Genomic DNA, 6000 nt, shown 5'->3' on the forward strand with positions numbered 1-6000 from the left:
AGGACATGGCCGGGGCTTCGCCGACCACGCTCCATCGTCGCTTCCTGGGCTGGCTGCGATGAGCCGGATCGAGCGGGGAGACGAGAAGTTCCACTACTCGGACAACTCGCACCGGTGGATACCGCCGGACCCCGACTTCCCCAGGAGGTGTGGGACGAGATGGTCCGCCAGCACAAGGAGAAGCACCTTCGACCGCCCACCAGGCCACGCGCCGTTCGCCGCTCAATCTGACCAACCAGGTCAGCCTGCCGTACAGTCTGGCGCGCGTCGGGCCGACCGGTCCGGCGCGCGATCGTCGGGAGGGGCACGATGAACACGCCGGGGACCAGGGGACGACCGTCGGGGCTGGTCATCGGCTCGCTCGTGGCGATCTCGTTCGGGACCGTCTTCATCATGGTCAACAGCGGTGGCCTGCCCGCGCCGTGGCCGATCGTGGTGCGGATCGCCGGCCTGCTGGTGGCCGCGCTGCTCCTGGTCGCCCTGTTCCGGGTGGCCCGCCAGGCCCCGCCCAGCGCACAGGGATCGGAGGCGGCGGGGTTCATGGACCGCCGCTACTGGATCGTGGTGGCGTTGGAGGCGGTCGCGCTCTTCGGTGGCCTTGCCGTGATCAACAACGTGCTCGACCGGCCCGCCGTGTCGGTGGCCTGGGTCGCGGTGGTGGTGGGCGTGCACTTCTTCGGCCTGGCCGCGGTGTGGCGGATGCCGCGTTACCACTGGCTCGGCGCGGTGATGACCGCACTCGGCGTGGCCGGCTTCCTCGTGTACGCCCTGGGCGGCACCGCGGCCACGGTGGCCCTGATCGCCGGCGTCGGCTGCGGCGCCGCCCTGTTCGCCACCGTCGCCCTGGCCCTCCGCGACACCACCTCGCGCGCCAGTTGACCAAGAGGTTCGCGTCGCGAACCGTGCGGACGCCGACGCAAACTCCTTGATCAACGAGAAGGGAGCAGGCGGGCGGCTCGGGTCAGCAGGTACTCCTGCTCGGGGCGGCTGGTGGTTCGCGCGGCGGCGGCGCGGTAGTGGGTCGCCGCGGCGTCGTGGTCGCCGGCCATCTCGTGCAGGTGGGCGCGGGCCGCGTCGAGCCGGTGTGAGCCGGCCAGTCGGGGATCGTCAGCCAGGCCGGCGAGCTTGTCCAGGCCGGCGGTCGGGCCGTGCACCATGGCGGTCGCCACCGCGCGGTTCAACGCCACCACCGGGCTGCCGGTGAGCCGTTCCAGCACCCCGTAGAGCGCGAGGATCTGCGGCCAGTCGGTGGCCGCCGCGCTCGGCGCCTCGTCGTGCAGCGCGGCCACGGCGGCCTGGAGCTGGTACTGCCCCACCGGCCCCCGGGTCATCGCGCCGGTGACCAGGGCGGTGCCCTCGGCGATCGCGGCGGCGTCCCAGCGGGACCGGTCCTGCTCGGCCAGCGGGACCAGCTCCCCGGCCGGGCCGCTCCGGGCGGCGGCGCGGGCGTCGGTGAGCAGCAGCAGGGCGAGCAGCCCGGCAACCTCGCTGTCGTCGGGCAGCAGCCGGTGCATCTCCCGGGCCAATCGGATCGCCTCGTCGGAGAGGTCGACCCGCCGCAGGTCGTCGCCGAGGCTCGCGGTGTGCCCCTCGGTGAAGATCAGGTAGAGCACGTGCAGCACGGCGGCGAGCCGGGCCTGCCGGTCGTCCGGCTCGGGCAGCCGGAACGGCAGCCCGGAGTCCCTGATGTGCTGCTTGGCGCGGCTGATCCGCTGCGCCATGGTGGCCTCGGGCACCAGGAACGCGCGGGCGATCTCGGCGGTGCTCAGGCCACCCACCGCGCGTAGCGTCAACGCGATCGCCGACGGCGTGGTCAGTGCCGGGTGGCAGCAGAGGAAGAGCAGCACCAGCGTGTCGTCCCGGTCGCCGGTCAACGGCTCGTCGGCGGCCGGTGCGGTCCGCCGGTCGTCGCCGGAGCGCCGGGCCGCGCGGTCCTCCCGGTCCCGTCGGGCCGTCTCGGCGCGCACCAGCTCGATCATCCGCCGGTACGCGACCTGCGTGAGCCACCCGCGCGGATGCGCCGGCAGCCCGTCGACCGGCCACTGCCGGCTCGCCGCCAGCAGCGCCTCCTGCACCGCGTCCTCGGCGGTGGCGAAGTCACCGAAGCGGCGGGCGAGCACGCCGAGGACCTGCGGCGCCAGCTCGCGCAGCAGGTCCTCGACGGTGTGGTCGGCCAGTGTCACATCTCCTGCGGCGGGCCGGACATCACCGGGTGCACCTCGATCGGCATGCGCAGCGGTCGCCCGCCCGGGCCGGGCGCGGTGGAGATGTACGCGGCGATCTCGACCGCCCGCTGCGGCGTCTCGCAGTCGACGATCCAGAAGCCGGCCAGGAACTCCTTGGTCTCCGCGAACGGCCCTTCGGTGACCACCGGCGCGCCGTTCTCGCCGGCCCGCACGATCCGGGCCTGCTGCGGGCCGCCCAGCCCCTCGCCCTGCACGAACTCCCCGTCGGCCATGAGCTTCGCGTTGACCTCGCCCATGAAGTCGATGTGCGCCCGGAACTCCTCAGGCGTCCAGGTGTCGACAGATGGGAAGTCGGCCCCGGCGGCGCTGAACTGCATCAGCAGCATGTACTTCACGATTCGCTCCTCACGCCCGAGCACCGATTGTCGGTGCTTCCACCCTCGGGTAGAAGCCACCACCCCGGTTCTCGACATCCGCCGGCGAAGAAAGCCGGAAGAAGTCCGGTCACCCGGTGATCGCGGTCGCCTCCAGCTCGACGAGCACGTCGGGTTCGAAGAGGTGGTCCACGCCGATCAGCGACGCCGGCGGCAGGGGGTGGGGCAGGCCCAGCTCCTCGGCGACCGACTCGATCCCGGCCATGAACGGCCCGATCTTCTCGGGCGTCCACCCGGTGACGTAGAAGGTCAGCCGGACCACGTCCTCGAACGAGGCGTCGGCGCCGGCGAGGGCGCGACCGGTGTTGCGCAGCACCTGTGCGACCTGCCCGCTCAGGTCGTCCGGCGCGACCGGTGTGCCGTCGCCCAGCCGGGCGACCTGGCCGCTGACGTGGATGTGGCGCGACCCGGTGGACACCGCCACGTGATGGTAGGGCGTGTGCGGCTGAAGGCCGTCGGGGCTGAAACGGATGGTCGGCATCAGGTCTCCTCTGGTGGAACCAACTCGGTTTACCATTGATACCTAGTCGACGGCGGACACTTCAAGGAGACCTGGTTTCATGCGCGATACCACCAGCCCGCAGACCGGTGAGCTGCGGATCGACGCGCCGCACCGCGACCTGCTCGACCAGGTGCTGGACAAGTGGTCGCTCAGCGTCCTCAACGAGCTGTGCGAGCGGCCGTGCCGCTTCAACGAGCTGCGCCGGGCGATCCCGGCGGTGACGCAGAAGTCGCTGACCGCGACGCTGCGACGCCTCGAACGCAACGGCATCGTCGAACGCCTCGTCGTGGCGACCCGCCCGGTAGCGGTGGAGTACCGGATCACCCCGCTGGGCAAGACCCTGCGCGCGCCGATCGACGTGCTCCTGGAGTGGGCGGACGCACACATGCCGCAGATCGAGGACGCCCGGCAGGCGTTCGACACCGCGGTGGAGTGACGCTCAGGCGGCGGTGACCTCCAGCAGCAGCGCCTGCTCCGGATGCAGGGCCGGCAGGTGCAGGCCCACCGTGCCGAGCACCGACCCGGGCAGCGTCACCCCGGTGTCGGACGCCAGCCAGCCCGGCGGGGCCAACTCCAGCCCGGCCGGCTCCGGCACGCCGGCCGGCGGACGCACCCGGTAGCGCCGCGCCGGGTCCAGCCCCGGCAACCGCACCGCGCCCGGCACCTGCGCGACGGACGTGGCGACCCGGCTGACCGCGTACACCGCTCGGGAGCGGTCGTGGGCGACCACGCCGTGGGCCTGCACGGCCGGGTCCGGGTGGTCGACCCGGACCACCCGCCCGGCGTGCAGCAGCGGGCGGAGCCGCTTGTGCAGCGCCACCCAGGCGGCCAGTTCGGCCCGGGCGGACGCGTCGATCGCGCTGATGTCCCATTCGATGCCGTGGTGGCCGAAGAGCGCGGTGACCGCCCGGAAGCCGAGGTCGTGCACGCGGTGCGTGGTGTGCGAGCGGTACGGCCCGATGTGCGTGCCGATCAGCTCCGGCGGCAGCAGCAGACCGGTCCAGCGTTGGATGGCCAGCCGTTCCAGCGCGTCGTTGCAGTCGCTGGCCCAGACCCGGTCGGTACGACGCAGGATCTCCAGGTCGACCCGGGCGCCGCCGGACGAGCAACTCTCGATCTCCAGGTCGGGGTGCCGGGCGCGCAACTCGTCGAGCAGGCGGTAGACCGCCACGGTCTGCGCGTGTACCCCGGGCCGGCCGGCGTGCCCCGCCTCGGTGAGGTCCCGGTTGTGGTCCCACTTGAGGTAGGCGATCCCGTCGTGCTCACGCAGCACCGCGTCGAGCCGGTCGCGCAGGTACGCGTATGCGTCCGGGTGGGCCAGGTCGAGCACCTGCTGGTGCCGCCACGGAAGCGGCAGCCGGCCGGGCGCCTGGAGCACCCAGTCGGGATGGGCGCGGAACAGGTCGGAGTCGGGGTTGACCATCTCCGGCTCGACCCAGAGCCCGAACTGCATGCCGTGCCCGCGGACGTGGTCGATGAGCGGTTGCAGCCCGCCGGGCCAGACCTGCTCGTCGACCCACCAGTCGCCGAGGCCGGCGAGGTCGTGCCGCCGCCCGCGGAACCAGCCGTCGTCCAGCACGAAGCGTTCCACCCCCACCTCGGCGGCCCGGTCGGCGAGCGCCCGCAGCCGGTCCAGGTCGTGGTCGAAGTAGACCGCCTCCCACACGTTCAGCGTCACCGGGCGCGGCGTGCGTGGGTGCCCCGGCCGGGCGCGCAGGCTGGTGTGCAGCACGTCGCTGAGCCCGTCCAGCCCGTCCGCCGACCGGGCCGCGTACAGCAGCGGGGTGGCGTACTCCTCGCCCGGCCCGAGCACGATCTCGCCGGGCGCGAGCAGCTCACCGCCGCCGAGCGTGGCATCGCCGGTGGGGCGGCGCTCGGCCACCGTGACGTGGTCGCCGCTCCACGCGGTGTGCACCGCCCACACCTCGCCGTGCCCGAAGCCGAAGCCCGCCGTGCCGGCCACCAGCAGCAGCGTGGCGTCGTGCCCGGTACGGCCGTGCCGCCCCTCACGGACCCAGGCGCCAATCGGCCACGGGTGCCGCTGCGGGACGCGTTCCCGGCACCAGCGCCCGGTCAGGTCGAGCAGCTCGGTGGCGACCGCGGGCACCGGCAGCACGGGCGTCAGCTCGCGCAGTTCGTAACGGCCGTCGCCGTCGTTGCGCAACCGGTGCCGCAGCGTCAGCAACCCCGCCGGGTCCAGCGTGATCTCGACCGTCAGGCTCAAGCCCGCGCCCGGGTCCGTCGCCCGCACGGTCACCCGCGCGGCCCCGCCGCCGTCGCGGTCCCGCTCCTCATCGGATACGCGCACCGCCTCCCCGCCGTCGGCCACGCGACTCGCGTCACGGCTCCCCGCACACTCGTCGCCACGCGGACCGGCACCGGTCCGGGCGTCGTTCGGCCCGGCCCCGGGTCCGTGGTCGCCCGTCGGGTCAATCACGTCGATGCCGACCAGGCGAAACGCCGTGGACCAGTCCCGGCCGTCGCGGTGGCCGGCAAGCCCCGGCCGGCCGCTCCAGCCCGCGCTCGCCTCGGGCAGCAGCGACAGCACGGTGGGCTCGTCGAAACTGCTCGGCGCCACCGGCGGGACGGTGGCGCCGACCAACGCGGGCAGGTCCGCCGTGGACAGCGGCCCGAGGTCGGCGCCCCAGTGCACGACTCGGGGCAGCCCCGGGCCGCGCGTGTCGAGCACCAGGCTGGTCCCCGCCCGGCGCAGATGGACGATCGTCGAAGGCGTCATGACCGCTCGATTCTGTGGGATGCACACCTGCGCTTGTCACAAAGAGTGACGCGAGCGGAGAACACAAGAGTCGTGAGCGATATGACTGAGAGACATAATTATTCCTCACAGTCATATCGCTCTTTGGCATAATCCCCCGGA

6 protein-coding genes are annotated in these 6000 nt (G+C 73.0%); 2 read left to right on the top strand and 4 right to left on the bottom strand.

Features of this window, described 5'->3' with window-relative positions; all coding sequences use genetic code 11:
* The first annotated feature begins 309 nt into the window (after positions 1 to 309).
* On the top strand, positions 310 to 879 hold the full coding sequence (locus tag ACH495_RS13755) for a hypothetical protein (protein ID WP_396858075.1): 570 nt from the start codon (positions 310 to 312) through the stop codon (positions 877 to 879).
* Between the two features lie 50 nt (positions 880 to 929).
* On the opposite strand, the gene ACH495_RS13760 is transcribed toward ACH495_RS13755, so the two are convergent.
* The 3 genes from ACH495_RS13760 to ACH495_RS13770 all read right to left on the bottom strand — a co-directional run bounded on the left by ACH495_RS13760 (position 930) and on the right by ACH495_RS13770 (position 3101).
* Positions 930 to 2177, bottom strand: coding sequence for an RNA polymerase sigma factor (locus ACH495_RS13760; protein ID WP_396858558.1), 1248 nt, complete (start codon positions 2175 to 2177; stop codon positions 930 to 932).
* Positions 2178 to 2179: 2 nt separating this feature from the next.
* A complete protein-coding gene (locus ACH495_RS13765) occupies positions 2180 to 2572 on the bottom strand; it encodes a YciI family protein (protein WP_396858559.1) in 393 nt (130 codons plus the stop codon).
* A gap of 118 nt (positions 2573 to 2690) precedes the next feature.
* The gene (locus ACH495_RS13770; RefSeq protein ID WP_396858076.1) at positions 2691 to 3101 is read right to left on the bottom strand and encodes a RidA family protein; all 411 of its coding nucleotides are present in this window, start codon (positions 3099 to 3101) and stop codon (positions 2691 to 2693) included.
* A gap of 79 nt (positions 3102 to 3180) precedes the next feature.
* Between ACH495_RS13770 and ACH495_RS13775 the strand changes: the two genes are divergently transcribed.
* A complete protein-coding gene (locus ACH495_RS13775; RefSeq protein ID WP_396858077.1) occupies positions 3181 to 3558 on the top strand; it encodes a winged helix-turn-helix transcriptional regulator in 378 nt (125 codons plus the stop codon).
* A 3-nt stretch (positions 3559 to 3561) separates the two neighbouring features.
* Here the strand turns inward: ACH495_RS13775 and ACH495_RS13780 are convergent, their stop codons facing one another.
* Entirely contained in the window at positions 3562 to 5859 is a 2298-nt protein-coding gene (locus ACH495_RS13780) for an alpha-galactosidase (RefSeq protein ID WP_396858078.1), read from the bottom strand.
* Between the last annotated feature and the right edge of the window lie 141 nt (positions 5860 to 6000).

This window comes from Micromonospora sp. NPDC018662, from assembly GCF_044391475.1.
Taxonomy (GTDB): Bacteria; Actinomycetota; Actinomycetes; order Mycobacteriales; family Micromonosporaceae; genus Micromonospora.